The organism is Rhizobium sp. NLR8a, from assembly GCF_019685235.1.
Taxonomy (GTDB): domain Bacteria; phylum Pseudomonadota; class Alphaproteobacteria; order Rhizobiales; family Rhizobiaceae; genus Rhizobium.
This window is the reverse complement of sequence record NZ_JABDWI010000004.1, coordinates 366807-384743: the sequence shown is the minus strand read 5'-3', so window position 1 is coordinate 384743 and position 17937 is coordinate 366807. Positions and strand designations below refer to the sequence as shown.

General features: G+C 61.2%; 16 protein-coding genes. 9 read left to right on the top strand and 7 right to left on the bottom strand.

Annotated features, from left to right (window positions below; all coding sequences use genetic code 11):
- Positions 1-23: 23 nt before the first annotated feature.
- A complete protein-coding gene (locus HJC04_RS10095; RefSeq protein ID WP_221145978.1) occupies positions 24-1508 on the bottom strand; it encodes an FAD/NAD(P)-binding protein in 1485 nt (494 codons plus the stop codon).
- 63 nt (positions 1509-1571) lie between these two features.
- A complete protein-coding gene (locus HJC04_RS10090) occupies positions 1572-2000 on the bottom strand; it encodes an OsmC family protein (protein ID WP_221145976.1) in 429 nt (142 codons plus the stop codon).
- 144 nt (positions 2001-2144) lie between these two features.
- Here HJC04_RS10090 and HJC04_RS10085 point away from each other — a divergent pair, with 144 nt between their 5' ends.
- From HJC04_RS10085 to ligD, 4 genes are all read left to right on the top strand, one after another.
- On the top strand, positions 2145-2405 hold the full coding sequence (locus HJC04_RS10085) for a hypothetical protein (RefSeq protein ID WP_210629241.1): 261 nt from the start codon (positions 2145-2147) through the stop codon (positions 2403-2405).
- Positions 2406-2477: 72 nt separating this feature from the next.
- A complete protein-coding gene (locus HJC04_RS10080; RefSeq protein ID WP_210629242.1) occupies positions 2478-2708 on the top strand; it encodes a DUF2188 domain-containing protein in 231 nt (76 codons plus the stop codon).
- 18 nt (positions 2709-2726) lie between these two features.
- Complete coding sequence (locus tag HJC04_RS10075) at positions 2727-3578, top strand: Ku protein (protein ID WP_221145974.1); 852 nt, start codon at positions 2727-2729, stop codon at positions 3576-3578.
- 1 nt (position 3579) lies between these two features.
- Positions 3580-6090, top strand: coding sequence for a DNA ligase D (gene ligD, locus HJC04_RS10070; protein WP_221145972.1), 2511 nt, complete (start codon positions 3580-3582; stop codon positions 6088-6090).
- 102 nt (positions 6091-6192) lie between these two features.
- Here the strand turns inward: ligD and HJC04_RS10065 are convergent, their stop codons facing one another.
- From HJC04_RS10065 to HJC04_RS10045, 5 genes are all read right to left on the bottom strand, one after another.
- On the bottom strand, positions 6193-6996 hold the full coding sequence (locus HJC04_RS10065) for a Ku protein (protein ID WP_221145969.1): 804 nt from the start codon (positions 6994-6996) through the stop codon (positions 6193-6195).
- A gap of 91 nt (positions 6997-7087) precedes the next feature.
- Positions 7088-8233, bottom strand: coding sequence for a right-handed parallel beta-helix repeat-containing protein (locus HJC04_RS10060; protein ID WP_221145967.1), 1146 nt, complete (start codon positions 8231-8233; stop codon positions 7088-7090).
- 222 nt (positions 8234-8455) lie between these two features.
- A complete protein-coding gene (locus HJC04_RS10055) occupies positions 8456-9478 on the bottom strand; it encodes an ABC transporter permease (RefSeq protein WP_210629247.1) in 1023 nt (340 codons plus the stop codon).
- Entirely contained in the window at positions 9462-10982 is a 1521-nt protein-coding gene (locus tag HJC04_RS10050; protein WP_221145965.1) for a sugar ABC transporter ATP-binding protein, read from the bottom strand. Before HJC04_RS10050 ends, HJC04_RS10055 begins: the two co-directional genes overlap by 17 nt.
- A 167-nt stretch (positions 10983-11149) precedes the next feature.
- A complete protein-coding gene (locus HJC04_RS10045; RefSeq protein ID WP_210629249.1) occupies positions 11150-12136 on the bottom strand; it encodes a sugar ABC transporter substrate-binding protein in 987 nt (328 codons plus the stop codon).
- 303 nt (positions 12137-12439) lie between these two features.
- Between HJC04_RS10045 and HJC04_RS10040 the strand changes: the two genes are divergently transcribed.
- The 5 genes from HJC04_RS10040 to HJC04_RS10020 all read left to right on the top strand — a co-directional run bounded on the left by HJC04_RS10040 (position 12440) and on the right by HJC04_RS10020 (position 17921).
- On the top strand, positions 12440-13447 hold the full coding sequence (locus tag HJC04_RS10040) for a LacI family DNA-binding transcriptional regulator (protein ID WP_210629250.1): 1008 nt from the start codon (positions 12440-12442) through the stop codon (positions 13445-13447).
- 224 nt (positions 13448-13671) lie between these two features.
- Entirely contained in the window at positions 13672-14403 is a 732-nt protein-coding gene (locus HJC04_RS10035) for a FadR/GntR family transcriptional regulator (protein WP_210629251.1), read from the top strand.
- Entirely contained in the window at positions 14400-15986 is a 1587-nt protein-coding gene (locus HJC04_RS10030; RefSeq protein ID WP_221145963.1) for an ABC transporter substrate-binding protein, read from the top strand. The genes HJC04_RS10035 and HJC04_RS10030 overlap by 4 nt, the downstream gene beginning before the upstream one ends.
- Positions 15987-16082: 96 nt before the next feature.
- Positions 16083-17042 (top strand): ABC transporter permease, encoded by a 960-nt coding sequence (locus HJC04_RS10025; protein WP_210629253.1) that lies wholly within the window; start codon positions 16083-16085, stop codon positions 17040-17042.
- Positions 17043-17045: 3 nt separating this feature from the next.
- Entirely contained in the window at positions 17046-17921 is an 876-nt protein-coding gene (locus HJC04_RS10020; RefSeq protein WP_210629254.1) for an ABC transporter permease, read from the top strand.
- Positions 17922-17937 lie beyond the last annotated feature (16 nt).

Genomic DNA, 17937 nt, shown 5'->3' with positions numbered 1-17937 from the left:
AAGAACGACATCGGAACGGAAAATCAGGCCGGGCGGGTGTTCGTCTCGGCCAGCCGCAGCTTTGCGGCGATTTCGCCTGCAACGAAGAAGGCATGCTCGGTCACCTGCGGCAGCCCCATCAGTTCGCCGAAAGTGCCGCGCGCCAGTGGACCGGAGATCAGTAGCGAAGGATCCGCCTTTCCCGACGGGCCGATCGCCTCCGACTGCTCGGTGCAGGCAAGGCCGAGGCCTGTCGGGTCAAGCGACAGGTGGCCGCTTGCAGCAAGCGCCGCGAGCCAGGGCTGAGTTTCGAGAATGCCGCCATGCGCCGGGCCCGTGGTGACGACGACGGCGTCATAGCTCCGCTCCAGGGACTGACGCCGATGGCGCGGCTGCAGGGTGCAAAGAACAAGCTCTCCTTCAATGCGCGCATCGGCGACCGACCCGGCAAGGACTTCCAGGCGGCCGGCGGCAATCGCCGCGTCGAGCACGGCTTCCACCTGCGGCGCGATGCGAAAGCGATGCACATCCCAATAGGGACGCAGATGGCGGACGAGACGGCGCCGTTCGGCGATCGGCAGCGCCTGCCAGAGTTCGTATCCCTGCGCCCGCACCTGATCAATCACGCCGTGCCAACTTATGCCCTGCGCCTTCGCGGCCTCTATGTCGGCGCGGATCCTGACAAGCAGCGCAAGGGCGGAATGCGCGGCCTGGAAGACGAAGTCTCCAAAGAGCTGCTGCGGTTCCGGCGAATGGCCGCGCGAACGCAGGCCGCGGCGCGAGATCGCCGTCACAGGGCCATCATGACCGCACTCGGCAAGAGAGGCGATGACATCGGCGGCCGTCAAGCCGTTGCCGATGACCAGCACCCGGTCATGCCGACGGATCACGCCGAGCGCGCCCGGCTTGGTGGTATCGGCGACGAAGCGGGGATGGGCGGCCAAGCTGGCGGCAAGCCGGCCCGGCGCTGCCGGCGGCGGATGGCTGGTGGCGATCGCAACTATATCGGCCTCCGTCACCCCGCCTTTGTCGTCCTGGATCGACCAGCGGCCGCCCCGGCGCTCGAGACCGGTCACGCGGGCGCGGTTGTGGAGCACGACGCCCTCTTCCAGCAGCGGTTTCAGCAGGGAGGCGACATATTCGCCGAAGAGCCGGCGCCGGGGGAAGAGCATGCCGTCCGGTTGCCTCGCCCCCGGATCGTCCGCGACGGCGTCGCGAGCTTCGATCCAAGCCTGGAATTCGCCCAGGTCGTCGGGCTGCAGGCTCATCTTGGCGGCGGGAACATTGATACGGTGCGCCGGATCGTCCGTGTCATAGGCAAGGCCGCGGCCGAGCTCCGCGCGCGGTTCGAAGACCATGATGATGGGGCGCTCACCGCAATTTGCCCTGGCGAGATGATAGGCGACGCCCGCGCCGGAGAGGCCGCCGCCGATAATGGCGACGACGGATCGTTCGGACTTCGGGAGAGGCTTCGGATGCATGACGGCCGGGATATTCACTTGCGATGGCCGAGCATAAATGCCGGACATTTCCCGCGCAATCTCCCTCACCGCGAATTGTCTATAAATTTTATTGGGTTTCGAGTGCGACCTCTATCCCACTATCGTGGTCGAGAATTCGGGATTGCCGCGGATGGTGTTGCTGACTGTGCAGATCTCCTCTTCGGCAGCATCGACGATCTTGCGGCGGGTCTCTTCGTCGACATCGCCCTTGATCGAGAAGACGATGTTGAATTTTGCAACGCGTGAGAGCCCTTCCACCGCCTTCTCGCCGGTGACGTCGGCGGTGATCTCGCTGATCCTGTCGAGAACCCCCATCTGACTGGCTGCAATGCGGGCGCTGAGCACGAGACAGGCCGAGAGCGAGGCATAGAGCAGATCGAGCGGGCTGAAGCCCGGCTGAGAAGGGGCGGTGACGATATCGATCTCACCCTTGGTGGTGGACGTGACATGCGGAAAGCCGGTACGGCCGAGAGTGGCGATAGCACCTGTCGGACGGGGGCGAGCCTTGAGATCGGCCATGAAAAAATCCTCTGACAACAGCCTCGCAGAAATAGCGAGTTACGCCTCGGCCCGCAATGACGGCGGGATGCTTGGTGACGGAACCTTTCCTTCCGTCATCAGTTGACTACACCTGAACGAAATCAGTGACAAAGGTGCATAGCGATGCCGCATGCCCGCAACATGCATCGTCAGGACCGGCGGATGGACGCCCGCGACCGGCTGATTGTCGCGCTCTATGCACAGTTGAAGGCCGAGCGGGAAACGCGCGAGACGCTGGAATGGGCCATCCGCAACGGCGCCATCTCGCAGGAGGTGCTTGAGGCAATCGCGGCCGATCCGGTTCCCGTCGTCACCAGCGAGGACATCGCCTCCCTGGAGAAAATCATCGCGCTCGATGAAAGACGCAAACCACATCGGAACTAGGCGTGATGCCGAAGCGTGCGCGGTTTTCGACCGGCTTCATGCCGCCATCGAACTGAAAAGAGGAGATCCGAAATGGCTGACATCACCTATCAGGTCGTGCCGCATGACAATGGCTGGGCCTACAAGCTCGGCGACACGTTGTCGGAAACCTATGCGACGGCTGAGGAAGCGATTGTCCACGCCAAGGATGCTGCGTCACGTCAGAAAATCGGCGATGGCGACGCGTTGCTCGCCTATCCTTCACCCGATGGCGGCTGGGCGTTTCAGGAACTCGAAACAGATAAGAGCAACAGTCGTCTGTGATTTGCAACGGAGGATGGCATGGCCGCGCGGGCAAGCTGGAAAGGTCATCTGAAGGTAGGCGACCTTGCTTGCGCCGTCGGGCTCTATACCGCCATCTTCTCCTCGGACCGGGTTTCCTTCAACATCATCAACCGCAGGACGGGACACCGGGTGGAACGGCAATTCGTCGACAGCGAGACCGGCAAACCGGTCGAGCGGGACGAGCAGGTCAAAGGTTATCAGATGGAGAATGGCGACTACGTCGTCATCGAAGGAGACGAGATCGCAGAGATCGTGCCGGAGAGCGACAAGCTGCTCAACGTCAAAGCTTTCATCGCCTATGACGATATCGACAAGCTTTATTTCGATCGTCCCTATTACCTCGCACCTGTCGACGAACATGATGAGGAGGCGCTGTCGCTGATCGTCCGCAGCATGCGCGACGGCAAGGTCGCGGCGCTCGCCGAAGCCGTGCTTTTCCGGCGCATCCGAACGCTGCTGATCCGGCCTCATGACGGCCACATCATCGCGACCACGCTGAACTTCGACTATGAGGTGCGCTCGGCCGACTCGGTCTTCAAAGACATTCCCGACGTCAAGTTCGACAAGGAGATGCTCGAACTCGCCGGTCACATCATCGAAACCAAGCGCGGCAGCTTCGATCCGAGTGCCTACGAGGATCGCTACGAAGCGGCCCTCGTCGAACTGGTGAAAGCAAAGATCGAGGGCCGGGCAGCGCCGAAGAAGGAACCGGCGCCGGAAGGCAAGGTCGTCGACCTGATGGAGGCGCTGCGCCAAAGCGCGGGGATGAGCGGCAAGACGGCGAAGAAGGCGTCGGCAAAGAAGAAGGCGCCGGCGCGCGGCGATAGCCTAAGGAAGAAGGCAGGCTGAGATGGCCCTCGAGACCTATGAGGCGAAGCGCAATTTCAAACTCACTCCGGAGCCACGTGGTCGCTTGGGCCGCAGCAGCGGCAACAGTTTCGTCATCCAGAAGCATGATGCAACGAGGCTGCACTATGACTTCCGCCTGGAGATGGATGGGGTGCTGAGGAGCTGGGCCGTGACCAAAGGGCCGAGCCTCAACCCCGAGGACAAGCGCCTTGCCGTACACGTCGAAGATCACCCGCTTTCCTATGGCGATTTCGAAGGCATCATTCCAAAAGGTCAATATGGCAGCGGCACTGTCATCGTCTGGGATCGCGGCACTTGGACGCCCCTCGGCGATGCGCACAAGGACTATCGCGAGGGCCATATGGAATTCGAGCTCGATGGCGAAAAGCTGAAGGGCCGCTGGCACCTCGTGCGCATGCATGGCCGGCCCGGGGAAAAGCGGGAGAACTGGCTGCTGATCAAGGGAGATGATGCCGCGGCGCGCCACGACGGCGACATTCTTCAGGAGCGGCCGGAATCGGCAAAGACCGGCCGCCGGCTCGAAGAGGTGGCGGGAAATCCGGATACGACCTGGACCTCCAAGTCGAAAGACGGCAAGCCGGCTGCCGCTAAAAGACCGGCTTCAAAGGCCGAAGCCGCCGCACCAGGAGAACGCGACTGGCCGAAGGGTGCTCGCAAGGCCGCAATGCCCGATTTCATCGAACCGGCGCTTGCCAGGTTAAAGACGAAGCCGCCGGCTGGTGATCGCTGGATCCACGAAATCAAGTTCGACGGCTACCGGCTGCAGGTCAGGGTCGAGAACGGCAAGGTCAGAATGTTGACCCGCAGCGGCCTCGACTGGACGGAGAAATTCGGCAGCGAGGTGCTCGAGGCCTTTGCCGCCCTGCCGGTGCAATCGGGGGTGATCGACGGCGAAATCGTCGTCGAGCGCGATAGCGGCGCCTCGGATTTCTCGGCGCTCCAACGCGATCTGAGCGAGGGCCGCGACGATCGCTTCGTCTTCTATGCCTTCGATCTTCTCCACCTCGACGGCCACAGCCTGGTGAATGTGGCGCTCACCGATCGCAAGCAGCTGCTCGAAAGCCTGCTGCCCGACAATAACGACAAGCTGCGCTACAGCGCGCATTTCAACGAAAGCGGCGGCCTGGTGCTTGACCATGCCTGCCGGCTCAGCCTCGAAGGGGTGATTTCCAAACTGCGCGATAGCAAATACACGTCGGGACGCAAAGGCGATTGGATCAAATCGAAATGTTCGCACCGGCAGGAATTCGTCATCGGCGGCTACGTGCCGTCGACATCGATGAAGAATGCGATCGGCTCGCTGGCGATGGGCTATTACCAGGACGGCGAACTCAAACATGTCGGGCGCGTCGGCACCGGATATACGGCGGCGACCGCGCGGATGCTTTATGAGAAACTGTCGCGCCTGACGCAGAACGAGACATCATTCGACGACAAGCTGACATCGGAGGAGCGGCGCGGTCTGATCTATGTGAAGCCGCAGCTGGTTGGCGAGGTCGAGTTCCGCGCCTGGTCGGCCGATGGCAATCTGCGCCATGCCGCCTTCCGCGGTCTGCGAGAAGACAAGCCTGCGAAGGACGTGACGCGCGAGACGGAAAAGACCATGGCCCCTGCTCTGCCGAAATCGGCTGTGACACTCACCCATCCCGACCGCTTCTACTGGCCGGACGAGGGCGTTACCAAGGAGGGGCTGGCGAATTATTACGCCCAGGTCTGGCGCTTCATGGCGCCTTACGTCGTCAACCGGCCGCTGGCGCTCCTGCGCCTGCCGGACGGGATCAATGGCCGGCAGCGGTTTTTCCAGAAGCACGCCTGGAAGGGCATGAACCCGCATATCCAGGAGATTACCGATCCCAAGGACAGGCAGGGGGAGAAGCTGCTCAGAATTACCGATTTCGACGGGATCGTGGCGCTGGTGCAATCGGCCGCGCTGGAAATCCACCCCTGGGGCACAACGACCGACAATTGGGAACAGCCCGATATGATCACCATGGACTTCGATCCCGATGACGGGGTGGCGTGGGCAGATGTGATCGCCGCTGCTTACCAACTGAAGGAGCGGCTGGAGGCCGAAGGCCTCGCCGCCTTCGTCAAGACCTCGGGCGGCAAGGGGCTGCATGTGGTGACGCCGCTCACGCCGAAGGCCAGCTGGGCCGAAGTGAAGGGTTTCGCCAAGTGGCTCGCCGACAGCATGGCCGCCGACGATCCCGACCGCTATCTGGCGACGGCAACGAAGGCCAAGCGCAAGGGGAAGATCTTCATCGACTATCTCCGCAACGGCCGCGGAAATACGGCGGTCGCGCCTTATTCGACACGGGCACGGCGAGGCGCCGCGGTCTCGATGCCGCTGGAGTGGAGCGAACTCACCGCCGACGTCGGACCGGCCTATTTCACGGTGGACAATACGCCGACGCGGCTCAACGCGTTGCCGCGAGATCCCTGGGACGGATTTTTCGCTGCAGCGAAACCGTTGGAAAAGAAGAAGCGTTAGAGCGTAAAATCATCCCGCTCTGACCTTTTGGATTTGCGCAATTCCAGGCAAAGCGCTTCGCTTTGCCTGGGAAAACCGCTTCGCACTTTTCCTGGAATTGCTCTAACGCGACTTCCGCCCGCTTTGCGAAACCAGGCTCTTCTTCAGCGCATCCATGATGTTGATGACGTTGCCGGTCGATTTTTCCGGTGCGGTTTTTTTGGCAGGCGCTGCCTTCTTCAGGCTCTTCTGTTTGCCGCGGATCATCGATTTCAGGCGCTTCTGGATCGGGTCCTGCACCATGGCCGGGCTCCAATCCTTCGTCTCTTCCTTCACCAGCCGCTTCATCAGCGTCAGCAGCTTGCTGTCGATCTCCGCCTTGTCGTCGATTTCGGCCGACGGTTCGCGCACCTCGTCGCCATAGCGCAGGGTCCAGAGCACGATGCCCTTGCCTTGCGGCTCCAGGAGCACGGCACGCTCGCGCCGATAGAGAACCAGGCGGGCAATGCCGACGACGTCGTTTGCCTTCATCGCCTCGCGGATGACGCAGAAGGCTTCCACGCCGACTTTGTCCTCCGGCGCCAGGAAATGCGGCTTGTCGTACCACACCCAATCGATCGAGCCACGCGGTACGAAGCTGTCGATATCGATGGTGCGGGTGCTGTCGAGCCCGACTTCCTCGATCTCCTCGTCTTCGAGAAGAACATAATCGTCCTCGCCGCGCGGATAGCCCTTGACCTGGTCCCTGTCGGCCACTGGTTTATGGGTAACGCTGTCGACATAGCGGCTTTCGACCCGGTTTTTCGTCTGGCGATTGAGGACGTGGAAACGCAACTTGTTGCTTTCGGTCGTTGCCGGCGTCAGCGAAACGGCGGCGGTGACGAGCGAGAGCTTGAGATAACCTTTCCAGAACGCCTGACGTGCCACGACTGTCCTGCCCTCCCGGACCGATGGAACTTGGCAGTCAACGGCAAAACCGGCCTTTGGTTCCGGGCCTGGCATACCGGGATTACTTGGTTCAGATCGAGAGATACCGCTTCTGCCACGGCAGCATCTTTTCCTGCCATGCGCGCGGCGTGAACTCGTCATAAGCGGTCTCGGCGATCGCCAGCATCCAATTGCGGCCCTTGCGGGCCAACAGCACGCAGGACAATTCCATGCCAGGCTCGACGGCAATGGAAGGGCGGTTAGCGCCAGGAATATCCAATCCCTTGTCGCGCCACTGGATGACGATCTCATCGGGCTCGGATGTCCATTCACCCGAGGCGACGGAGGCCTTGCCGTAGGTATTGAAGCGGAGCGGCGGCGCCACAAGGTTCAAGAAGCTGCCGTCATTATGGTAATTGCTGTCGATCTCGCCGGCGGTGCTCTTGCCCTTTCCCGACAGAACCAAGTCCTGGCCGCATCGAATGAATATGTTGCGCCGGAGGCTCCCGGACCATGGACGATTGGCGAAAAAGGCGATGTCGCAGCCGCTGATGACGTTGTCGTGGATGTCGATGTCCTTGCGAAATGCCCGCTCCTGGTCGGAAAAGCCGCTCAGGCTAATGCCGCGATTGTTGTTCTCGATCCAATTGTCATAGACGTGATGGCCGGTACGGTCTGCCTTGTCGCCGATGCCGTAACCGAAGGAATAGTCGTTCATCCTGCCGTCGCGCATGATGTTGCTGCGCACCACGGCATCGTCGCCGATCGATGAAAAGGAGAAATTCTTGCCGCCGATGAAGTTGTACTCGACGAGATATTTCCGGGTTTTATCGCAGACCAGGGCGCCTTTGTTCGAGGTGCTCGTCGGCGACTGCAGGAAGAGGTTGCCGCGGATCACCACGTCCGAACTGATATTGTCGTCGCTGTTCTGATAGGCGAACTGGCAGCAGTCCGCGCCCTCGCCCGGAGCCGCCCCCATACGGTTGTTTTCCAGAAGAACGTTCTTCGTCTTCGTCAGATAAAGGCCATCGCCCCTGACATTCTCCGTTTCACAGCGTCTGACGACGAGGTTGCTGCCGTTGTGAAACTTGAAGCCACGAGGCGAGTTCTTGACGACGACGTCTTCGACCACCGTGTCGGAAAACACCTGATAGGCGACGCCGATATCCTCTGCACCGTCGATGACCTCAGCCCGGGTGGACGCGCCGTGAACTTTTTTTCGCAGGACTGCGGGCATCGGATCTCCATCGACGCGGTTACCGCAGCGCCGCGCATCGTCTCAGATGCGCCAAGGGTGCGGCTGGGCTTTGAGCTGCTGCAGCATTATCCTTAAATCAATTCCGATCTAAGACATACGCAGTCGCGTCGAATTAATGCAGGGCATGTGGCAGGAGTTTGACGGCCTGCCTCGACTTTGCACGCCGCCATGCGACCTCAGAGGCCCACGCCTTGCGATCGGTCACCGCGTTTCGAGTATCCGCATCAACCGGCCGCGATAGCTGTCCAGGATAACGGCAAGCACGATGACGGCGCCGATGACGATCGGCTTGATGTTGTCGTCGGCGCCCAGCAGCTGCAATCCCGTCGACAGCACCTGCAGAATGCAGGCACCGACCAGCGTTCCGACAATCGAGCCCTTGCCGCCCGAGAGGCTGGTTCCGCCGATAATGACCGCGGCGATGGCGTTCAACTCATAGCCGATGCCCGCAACCGGGCTGCCGACATTGAGGCGAAGCAGGTAAACCATGGCTGCGATGCCGGCGGTCAGGCCCGAGATTGTGAACACCGCGATCTTGTAGCGTTTCGGCTCATGCCCCGACAGCCGCACAGCCTCTTCGTTGGTGCCGATCGCGAAGACGAAACGTCCGAACACGGTATAACGCAGGACGAACCAGCCGGCGAGGACGACGATGATGGCAATCAGGAAGATCGACGGGAAGACGCCCCAGAAGATCAGGTTTCCGAAATCCACGAAAGGCTGCGGCAGGCCGGTGATGGTGGAGTTGTCGCTGACGACGCGGGCCAGGCCGCTGGCGACATTCAGCATGCCGAGCGTGACGATGAAGGACGGCAGTTTCCACTTTTCGCAGACCCAGCCGTTGATGGCGCCAAGGATCGCGCCGGTGCCCATCGAGGCGAGCGAAGCGAGCACGATCGCCTGCCAGGGCGAGAGCCTGGGGTCGATCATGATCGTCGCGCCGATGACCGTGCATAGCGCCAGCAGCGAGCCGACCGAGAGGTCGATGCCGCCGACCAGGATGACGAAGGTCATGCCCGAGGCAAGCACGGTGTTGATGGCAATCTGCACGAAGATTTTCAGGAAATTCTCAGGCGTCGCGAAATACGGCGCCGTCGCCGAGAAGAAGGCGACGATCAGGACGAGGGCGATGGCAACGCCTGCCTCTTTCATCGAGATCCGGATCAGCTTGTCCCAGAAGCCCGTCTCTTTCGCTTCGACCTTGGTTTCAATGTTGCCGGACACGACTGTACTCCTTGTAAGCGAGTGAGAGGATCCTGCTCTCTTCGAATTGATCCCGTGCGATTTCGCCGGCGATCTTGCCGTCCGACAGGACGATGATGCGATGGCAGATGCCAATGAGCTCCGGCAGATCCGAGGATACGACCAGAACACCCTTTCCTTCCGCGGCAAACTTCCAGAGAAGGTCGTAGATTTCGGCTTTCGCGCCGACATCGATGCCGCGGGTCGGCTCATCGAAAATCAGCACCTTGGGGCCGCGGAACAGCCATTTGGCGATCACCACCTTCTGCTGATTGCCGCCCGAAAACGTCCTGACCCGCTGATGGACGGATGGTGTTTTGATGCGCAACTCGCGCACGAGACGCTGCGCGTTTTCGTTCTCCATCCTGCGGCTGATCAGCCCCTTGCGGGAAATCTTGGCGAGATCGGTAACCGTGGTGTTTTCTGCGCAGCTCATGTCGAGCATCAGGCCCTGCAGCTTGCGGTCTTCCGTCGCCAGGCACAGGCCGGCGGCAACCGCATCTTTCGGCGAATGGATCGCAACCAGTTCGCCGTCGATGCGGATTTCGCCCCCGGCCTTGGCGTCGGCGCCGAATATGGCGCGGACCGCCTCTGTCCGGCCGCTACCCACAAGGCCGGCAATGCCGACGATTTCGCCCTTGGCCACTGAGAACGACAATTCCGGGCTGTTTCGGGTCACTTTCAGACCGGAAACGCCGAGCGCCTCGCCGAACACGGCGCTGTCACTGCGAAAGACGCCATGATCCGAGAGCGTTCGCCCGACCATCAGCTCGACGATGTCGGGGATGGCCAAGCCGGACACCGGTCGCGTGATGACATGCTGGCCGTCGCGCAGCACCGTCACATCGTCCCCGACTTCAAAAATCTCCTCGAGCCTGTGGGATATGTAAAGCGTCGTCACCCCACGCGCCTTCAGACGCTTCAGAATTTCGAACAGCCGGTCAACTTCCTTGGACGTCAAGGTTGCCGTCGGCTCGTCGAGAACGAGCAGCTTGCTTTCATAGCAGAGCGCCTTGGCGATTTCGAGCAGCTGCAACTGCGCGACGCTGAGACGGCTGGCGAGCGTCGTCGGCGCCACATCGAGGCCAACTTCCGCCAGCAATTCGGCCGCCCGGCGGTTCATCTGCCGGTAATCCACCAGGCCGTATCGCCGCGGAAGATGTTCGAAGAGCAGATTTTCGGCGACGCTGAGATTGGAAAGGGGGTGGAGCTCCTGGTGGATGATGCGGATGCCGGCCTTGAAGGCCTCCAGCGGCGAGGCAGGATGATAGGGCCCGCCGTCAAATGTAATCTGCCCGTCGTCCGGCTTGAACACACCGCCCAGCAGGTTGATCAGGGTCGACTTGCCGGCACCATTCTCGCCCAGCAGGACGTGGCCCTTGCCGCGGCCGATCCGCATGGAAACATTCCTGAGCGCCACGACGCCCGGGAAGCGCTTGCCGATCCCCTCCAGCTTCAGGATGTGGTCATCTGCTGCGTCTGACACGTCCCACCTCGTGCATGATCTGTTTGAATTCGAGATGGCCGCCATCCGAACATGCACACTCCCAAAGGCCCGCAACGAGCCTCATCGGGAGTAGACGCAATCGGTTGGCAGCTGTCAGCGCCGGCGGGCAGCCGGCGCCTCCTTTCGTCCTAGCTCGGCAATATCGATTATTTGAGGTCGCCGGCGGTAACGAGCTTGATGTCGGTCTTGACCCAGCCGGTGAATTTTTCGCCGGCCAGTTCACGCATACCATAGTCGATGCCCATGACCGCCATCTGCGCGCCATATTGCTCGACAGTGGCAAGCATCTTGCCGTCCTTGATCAGCGGCTGGACCGGCGGGATGTTGTCGAAGCCGACAACCTTGATCTTGCCGGCCTGGCCGGTTGCATCGAGAGCCTTGACGACACCGAGCGCCATGGAGTCGTTGGCCGCCATGACACCCTGAATATCCTTATATTTGGTCAGAAAGTTCGTCATGACGGTGTTGGCTTCTTCGGTCTCCCAATGGGCGGTCTTGCTGTCGAGAAGCTCGAGCTTGCCCGACTTGACGGAGGCCATGAAACCTTCCTTGCGCTCCTTGGCATTGTCGGCCTCGGGATTGCCCTCGAGGATGACGACCTTGGCGCCTGGGCCCAGATCCTTGGCCAGCGCGTCGCCGGCGAGCTTTGCGCCTTCGCGGTTGTCCGGACCGAAGAATGCCAGGTCGATACCGGCTGCCTTCTTGGCATCGGCATCGAGCGGCACGTCGATGTTGATGACCTTGACACCTGATTTCACGGCCTTCGCAAGCGGCGTCGCCATCGCCTTGGAATCGGCCGGGGCGACGACGATGATGTCGTATTTCTGCGTCACGAAGTTTTCGACGGCATCGACCTGGGCGGCAAAATCGCGCTCGTCCTTCATGCCGACGGCCTTGAAGTCGAACTTGTCCTTGTTCTCAGCCGCATATTTATCGGCGCCGGCCTTCATCTGCTTGAAGAACTCATTCGACAGAGACTTCATGATCAGGCCGACCTTCGGCTTGCCGGCCGCAAAAGCGGGCGACACGCCGCAAGACAGTGCGAGCACCAACGTGCCGGCAAGTCCAAGCTTCAATGCCGCACGGCGCGGCGTACGCATCAGGACGGAATCACGCTTCGTAGATTGGGACATTTCTCTCCTCCGAACGGTTCCGGGCCTATCCTCACCTGAGTGCCTTCGAAATGAACCGTTTCCAACAGCACTTGGGTAACAACGCCCCGTAGGATTGTCAAGGCAGCCAAAATGGCCGCATATGGAAGAATGAGGCGTCCGTTGATGAACCGTTTCCATTGAATGCCGGCGTTCCTCGTGTTATGCAAACGCCGTCAAATTGACTGCGGCCCTTTGACGAAGGCGATGGAGACCATTAGCTGAAGCCTCATCGGGTGCCTCCGCGTCCCCGAGACCCAAAATGAAGGGACATATTCTTCCATTATGCCAAAGGTCGGAATTCGAGACGTTGCCAAACTTGCCGGCGTTTCCACCGGGACCGTCTCACGGGTGCTGAATGACCACCCCGCCGTGACCGATGAACTGAGGGCACGCGTCAGACGCATCATCGACGAGCTCGGCTACAGGCCCGACCCGTCGGCCCGAAGCATGCGCAGCAAGGTCAGCCGGCTCATCGGCATCGTCATTCCCGATCTTACCAATCCGTTCTTCTCGGAACTCGTGCAGTCGGCCGAGCAGGCGGCGGCAAGCCATGGCTATAACATCATCGTCATGACTTCGTTTGACGATGCGACCAAGGAAGCAGACCGCATAGGTCAGCTGACAAGCCGAAAAGTGGACGGCATCATCCTGGTTCCCAGCAATGATTTCCATACGCTGAAGCTGCCGAAGGGCTTGCCGATCGTCGTCGTCGACCGCCTCATGCCAGGATATTCCGGGATCGCTTCAAACCACCGGGCCGGCGTGCGTCTCGGCGTCGAGCATCTCTTGAAGCTCGGCCATCGCCGCATCGGCTTCATCTCGGGACCGAGACATTCCGTGCCTGCCAACGATCGCCTTACAGGTTACCTTGACGCCATGGGGCAGCCCGACGACGGCGGACAAACAGGGTCGCCGCTGATCGCAGAGGCGGCTTTCGACTATGAAAGCGGACGATCGGCGGGAAACTATCTGCTGGCACGCGCCCGCAGCGAGCGGCCGACAGCCATTTTCGCAAGTTCGGATCAGCAGGCGATCGGCTGCATGAGAGCGGCACATGATCTGGGGATACCGATACCCGCAGCCCTTTCGATCGTCGGATTCGACGGCATCCCGCTCTCGAGCATGACCACGCCGCGCCTGACAACCGTCAAGCAGCCGATCCAAAAGATTGCCGCAGCAGCGGTCGCCGTCCTGCTGAACAGGCAACCGACGCCAGACCTCGACCACCCGATCCTGCTCGCTTGCGAGCTTTCGGAGGGGGAAACGACCGCTCCCCCGCAACCCGATTGAGCGCCGGGCCGTTCGTATGGTTTTCCGCTACTACTCACGCGGACGCGAGCTGCGTATCCGTCGCAACGCGCAGCGATCCTCCATCACCACAATGACTACTGCCAGCGCTCGGAGCGTGCGCGTCCGACCTCTCGCCGACATTCCGAAGCGGAGGAATGCTGTTGACGGATATCCTACAAGTGGATATCTCTCTAACATCTCCATTGCGGACGGAATGAGAACGCATGTCGCTGAAATCCATGAAACCCCTCGCCCGCGCGCCCCTACTTCACGTCTCCGTGCAGGAAAGCCTGCGGGCCTATATCAGCGACAACGGGTTGAAGCCCGGCACGCTGCTTCCGCCTGAATCCGACCTGGCGAACCAGCTCGGCGTCAGCCGCAATTCCCTGCGTGAAGGCATCAAGGCGCTGGAATCGCTCGGCGTGCTGGAATCGCGCCGTGGTGTCGGCATCTTCGTCAAGGCATTCTCATTCGAGCCGCTGCTCGACAATCTCGCTTATGGCCTCGGCGGCGCCTTGCGCCAGATCGAAGAAGTGATCGAGATCCGGCGAACGCTGGAAGTCGGGCTGATCGGCAAGACGGTTGAGATGATCGGCGACGACGATATTGCCGAGCTGCGCGCCACGGTGGAGCGCATGCGGGTCCATGCGGAACGAGGTCAATCCTTTGCCGACGAAGACCAGCTTTTCCACACCCTGCTCTTCCGCTGCCAGAACAACGAGACCCTTGCGCGGCTGATCGACGTGTTCTGGCTCGCCTTCTACAAGGCGTCCGATTTCGTCAACCTCGACAATGTCGACCCCGTCGCCACCTGGAGGGATCACGCGGCGATCGTCGATGCCATCGAGGCAAGGGATGTCGCGGAAGCGCAGAAGCGCCTGGACCGCCATTATGACGGCATTTCCCGGGTGATCGCAGCCAACAAGAAAAGTGCCAATGTGGGAGGAGCACAATGAAACGACTGCAAAGACTATCATCGGCCATCGCATTGAGTGCCTTGATGGCGACGACCGTTGCCCCGGCCTTCATCGGCCCAGCGAAGGCAGCCACGCTGTCCGGCGGCTTCGATGTCGGCCCGGGTGGTTTTCAGGGCAATTTCAATCCGCTTGCCGCAACGGGCGGCTTCACATGGCTCAGCGTCTATTTCGAGCCGCTGGTGACCTATGACGCGAAGCTCGAGAAGGTGGTCGGCCAGCTCGCCTCGTCCTACGAGGTCAGTCCCGACCAATTGACCTACGCCTTCACGCTTGTCGACGCGAAATGGCATGACGGCAAGCCCTTCACGGCAAAGGACGCCAAGTTCACCATCGAGCTCGCCAAGAACGCCAAGACCGGCTCCGTTCTGGCAGCGCGGCTGAGCGCCGTTTCCTCGGTCGAGGCCAAGGACGACAAGACCCTGATCATCAAGCTCTCCGCCCCGTCCGCAAGCCTGATGGACACCCTGACGAAGGTGATGATGCTGCCGGAACACGCACTTTCGCAGATCCCGGCCGATCAGCTCGCCAAGAACACATGGTGGTCCACCGCGCCGATCGGCACCGGGCCGTTCAAGTTCAGCAAATATGTCACCGATCAATATGTCGAACTTGTCGCCAATACCGACTACCGAGGCGGCCAACCGACGCTCGAAAAGATCATCAACCGCTATTTTGCCAATCCGGCAGCGGCGATCGCCGCACTTCGTGCCGGCGAAATCCAGTTCACCTACGTCGATTCCAACGATCTGAAGGCCTTCGACAACAACAAGGATTTCCGCGTCATCGAAGGCAACTCCTTCGTCGTCAACTATCTCGGCTTCAACCACGACTCGCCGATCTGGAAAGATGTTCGGGTCCGTCAGGCAGTGATGTACGCGATCAATCGCGATGCCATCATCCAGAGCCTTTACGGCGGCGCCGCCGAACCGGCAAACTGCGCCTATGTCGCCGATCAGGTGGTGCCGAAAGGCATCGAGACCTATGCCTATGATCCGGAAAAGGCCAAGCAGCTGCTGAAGGACGCCGGCTGGGATGAGATCAACGGCAACAAGCCGGTCACCCTGCTGACCTATTACACGACGCCGCTTGCCGCCAATGTCATGGCGGCGGTCCAGGCAATGCTCGCCCAGGTCGGCATCAACGTAACGCCGCGTGCCGTCGACACGCCGACCTATAACAGCATCGTGCTCAATCCGACGCCTGATGTCGCGCAGTTCCAGATGGTCTATGCCGGACTTCAGAACGGCCCGGATCCGGGCAGCATCAATGTCGGCCTCAACGAAAAGCAGATCCCGCCGGCCGGCCCGAACGTCGCGCGCGTGCGCATGCCGGTGCTGACGGCTGCTCTAGACGCAGCGCTTGGCGAGACGGATGCCGCAAAGCGCTCCGCCCGTTATCAGGATGTCTGCAAGGTGATGAACAAGGAACTGCCCTGGGGTCCGCTGTGGGTGGCGAAACGATATGGCGTCGCCTCCGCCAGGCTGAAGGACTTCATCTGGACGCCCGCTCCCGGTGGCGGCCCTTACCAGGCGCATCCGGAGAAATGGGCGATCGCCGAATAGGGCGTCACGCATCCTGAGAAGCAAAGGGCGGCCGGGTCACTGCAGCGCCACGCGTCTTCCGAGGCGCAGTGGCCCGCCCGCACGGGAACGGAATTCATGCTGAGATACAGTCTCCGGCGCCTGCTGATCGGAGTGGGCATGCTGCTTGCCTTGAGCGTGCTGATCTTCGCCATGCTGCGCCTCACGCCCGGCGATCCGATCGACGCCTATATCGATCCCAATATTCCGATGTCGTCGTCGGATCTTGCCGAGCTGCGCGCCACGCTCGGACTCGATCAGCCGCTGCCGGTGCAGTATCTTGGCTGGCTGCGGCAGGCGCTGACGGGAAATCTCGGCTATTCGATCAAGCGGCCGGACCAGCCAGTGCTCGGCCTCGTGCTCTCGCGCGTCGGCCCGACAGTGCTCTTGATGGGATCGGCGATTGCGATCGCGATCGTTGCGGGGATCGCCACCGGCGTCATCAGCGCGGTTCGCCGCAATTCCGTCGCGGACCTGTCCCTGTCAGTCTTCGCCGTCACCGGTATTTCAAGTCCACCCTTCCTCAGCGCTCTTGTCGGCCTCTATCTCTTTTCGGTCTATTTCAACTGGATGCCCTCGGGCGGCATGCTGACGCCAGGCCAGGAATTCTCCATCGCCGACCTTCTCCATCACCTGATCCTGCCCGCGACATTGCTGGCCGTCGCCCAGACAGCGCTGATCATGCGCTATATGCGCGCTTCCATGCTGGAGGTTCTGAGCCAGGATTATGTGCGTACCGCGCGCGCCAAAGGCGTCTTCGAATTCTGGGTCATCACCAAGCACGCCCTGCGCAACGCGCTGCTTCCCGTCATTACGCTGATCGGCTCGACCATCGGCCTTGCGATCGGTGGCGCGATCTTCATCGAAAGCGTCTTCAACTGGCCCGGCATGGGCCTGCTCATGGTCGATGCGGTGGAGGGCCGCGACTATCCGGTCATCATGGGTTCGACGCTGGTGATCGGTGCCTGCGTCATCGTCGTCAATCTTCTGACCGATCTAGCCTATGCGGTGGTCGATCCGCGGATCAAGGTGGGGTGAGCGATGCTGGCACGAAGCCCTGCCCGCAGCCCGGGCCCGATCATACGCTCCTTGCATCGCTTTCTGCTCAACCGGACCGCGCTGCTCGGCCTCGGCATGATCGCGCTGATGATCGTCGCAATCCTTTCCTATCCGCTGTGGTGGAGCTTCAAACCCAACGACATCGATCTCATGGCAATGAATGCGCAGCCGGGGCCGGGACACTGGTTCGGCACTGACGGGGTCGGCCGCGACATCCTTGCCCGGGTCCTGGACGGCGGTCGCATTTCGCTGCTGGTGGCCCTCACCTCGACCGTCATGTCCGCCATCATCGGTTTCCTGGTTGGCGCCGTCTCGGCGCTTGCCGGCCGCTTTGCAGATGCGGTCACGATGCGGTTCGTCGATCTCGTCATGACGCTGCCGCCGGTCATCTTCCTGCTGGTGCTCGCCTCGATCGCCGGCACCGGCATCTGGCCGACGGTCTTTGTCATCTCACTTCTCTCCTGGCCTCTGCTGGCGCGCATGGTGCGCTCGCGGCTGCTCGAACTTCGCGAACGTGACTTCGTGATGGCCGCGAGAGGCATGGGGGCGGGTCTGCCGCATCTCCTCTTCCGCCACGGCCTGCCGAACTCGATCGACATCCTCGTCGTCTTCGCGACGCTGCAGATCGCCAATGCCATCCTGCTCGAGGCCGGCCTTTCCTTCCTCGGTCTCGGCATTGCGCCACCGGCGGCAAGCTGGGGCAACATGCTGAATGCTGCCCGCTCTACCGCCGTGCTCGAACAATATCCCTGGCAATGGCTGTTTCCCGGCGGATTCCTGGTGCTTGCCGTCCTTGCAATCAACTTCATTGGCGATGGTCTTCGTGATGCCTTCGACCCTCGCACCGAACTAAACTGACGATCGAAAGAAAGCG

What these genes read in the sequence shown, in the direction of transcription:
- HJC04_RS10095 (WP_221145978.1), bottom strand. Translation starts at nt 1,508, where the DNA reads ATGTCCGGCATTTATGCTCGGCCATCGCAAGTGAATATCCCGGCCGTC.
- HJC04_RS10090 (WP_221145976.1), bottom strand. Translation starts at nt 2,000, where the DNA reads ATGGCCGATCTCAAGGCTCGCCCCCGTCCGACAGGTGCTATCGCCACT.
- HJC04_RS10085 (WP_210629241.1), top strand. Translation starts at nt 2,145, where the DNA reads ATGCCGCATGCCCGCAACATGCATCGTCAGGACCGGCGGATGGACGCC.
- HJC04_RS10080 (WP_210629242.1), top strand. Translation starts at nt 2,478, where the DNA reads ATGGCTGACATCACCTATCAGGTCGTGCCGCATGACAATGGCTGGGCC.
- HJC04_RS10075 (WP_221145974.1), top strand. Translation starts at nt 2,727, where the DNA reads ATGGCCGCGCGGGCAAGCTGGAAAGGTCATCTGAAGGTAGGCGACCTT.
- ligD (WP_221145972.1), top strand. Translation starts at nt 3,580, where the DNA reads ATGGCCCTCGAGACCTATGAGGCGAAGCGCAATTTCAAACTCACTCCG.
- HJC04_RS10060 (WP_221145967.1), bottom strand. Translation starts at nt 8,233, where the DNA reads ATGCCCGCAGTCCTGCGAAAAAAAGTTCACGGCGCGTCCACCCGGGCT.
- HJC04_RS10045 (WP_210629249.1), bottom strand. Translation starts at nt 12,136, where the DNA reads ATGTCCCAATCTACGAAGCGTGATTCCGTCCTGATGCGTACGCCGCGC.
- HJC04_RS10040 (WP_210629250.1), top strand. Translation starts at nt 12,440, where the DNA reads ATGCCAAAGGTCGGAATTCGAGACGTTGCCAAACTTGCCGGCGTTTCC.
- HJC04_RS10035 (WP_210629251.1), top strand. Translation starts at nt 13,672, where the DNA reads ATGTCGCTGAAATCCATGAAACCCCTCGCCCGCGCGCCCCTACTTCAC.
- HJC04_RS10030 (WP_221145963.1), top strand. Translation starts at nt 14,400, where the DNA reads ATGAAACGACTGCAAAGACTATCATCGGCCATCGCATTGAGTGCCTTG.
- HJC04_RS10025 (WP_210629253.1), top strand. Translation starts at nt 16,083, where the DNA reads ATGCTGAGATACAGTCTCCGGCGCCTGCTGATCGGAGTGGGCATGCTG.
- HJC04_RS10020 (WP_210629254.1), top strand. Translation starts at nt 17,046, where the DNA reads ATGCTGGCACGAAGCCCTGCCCGCAGCCCGGGCCCGATCATACGCTCC.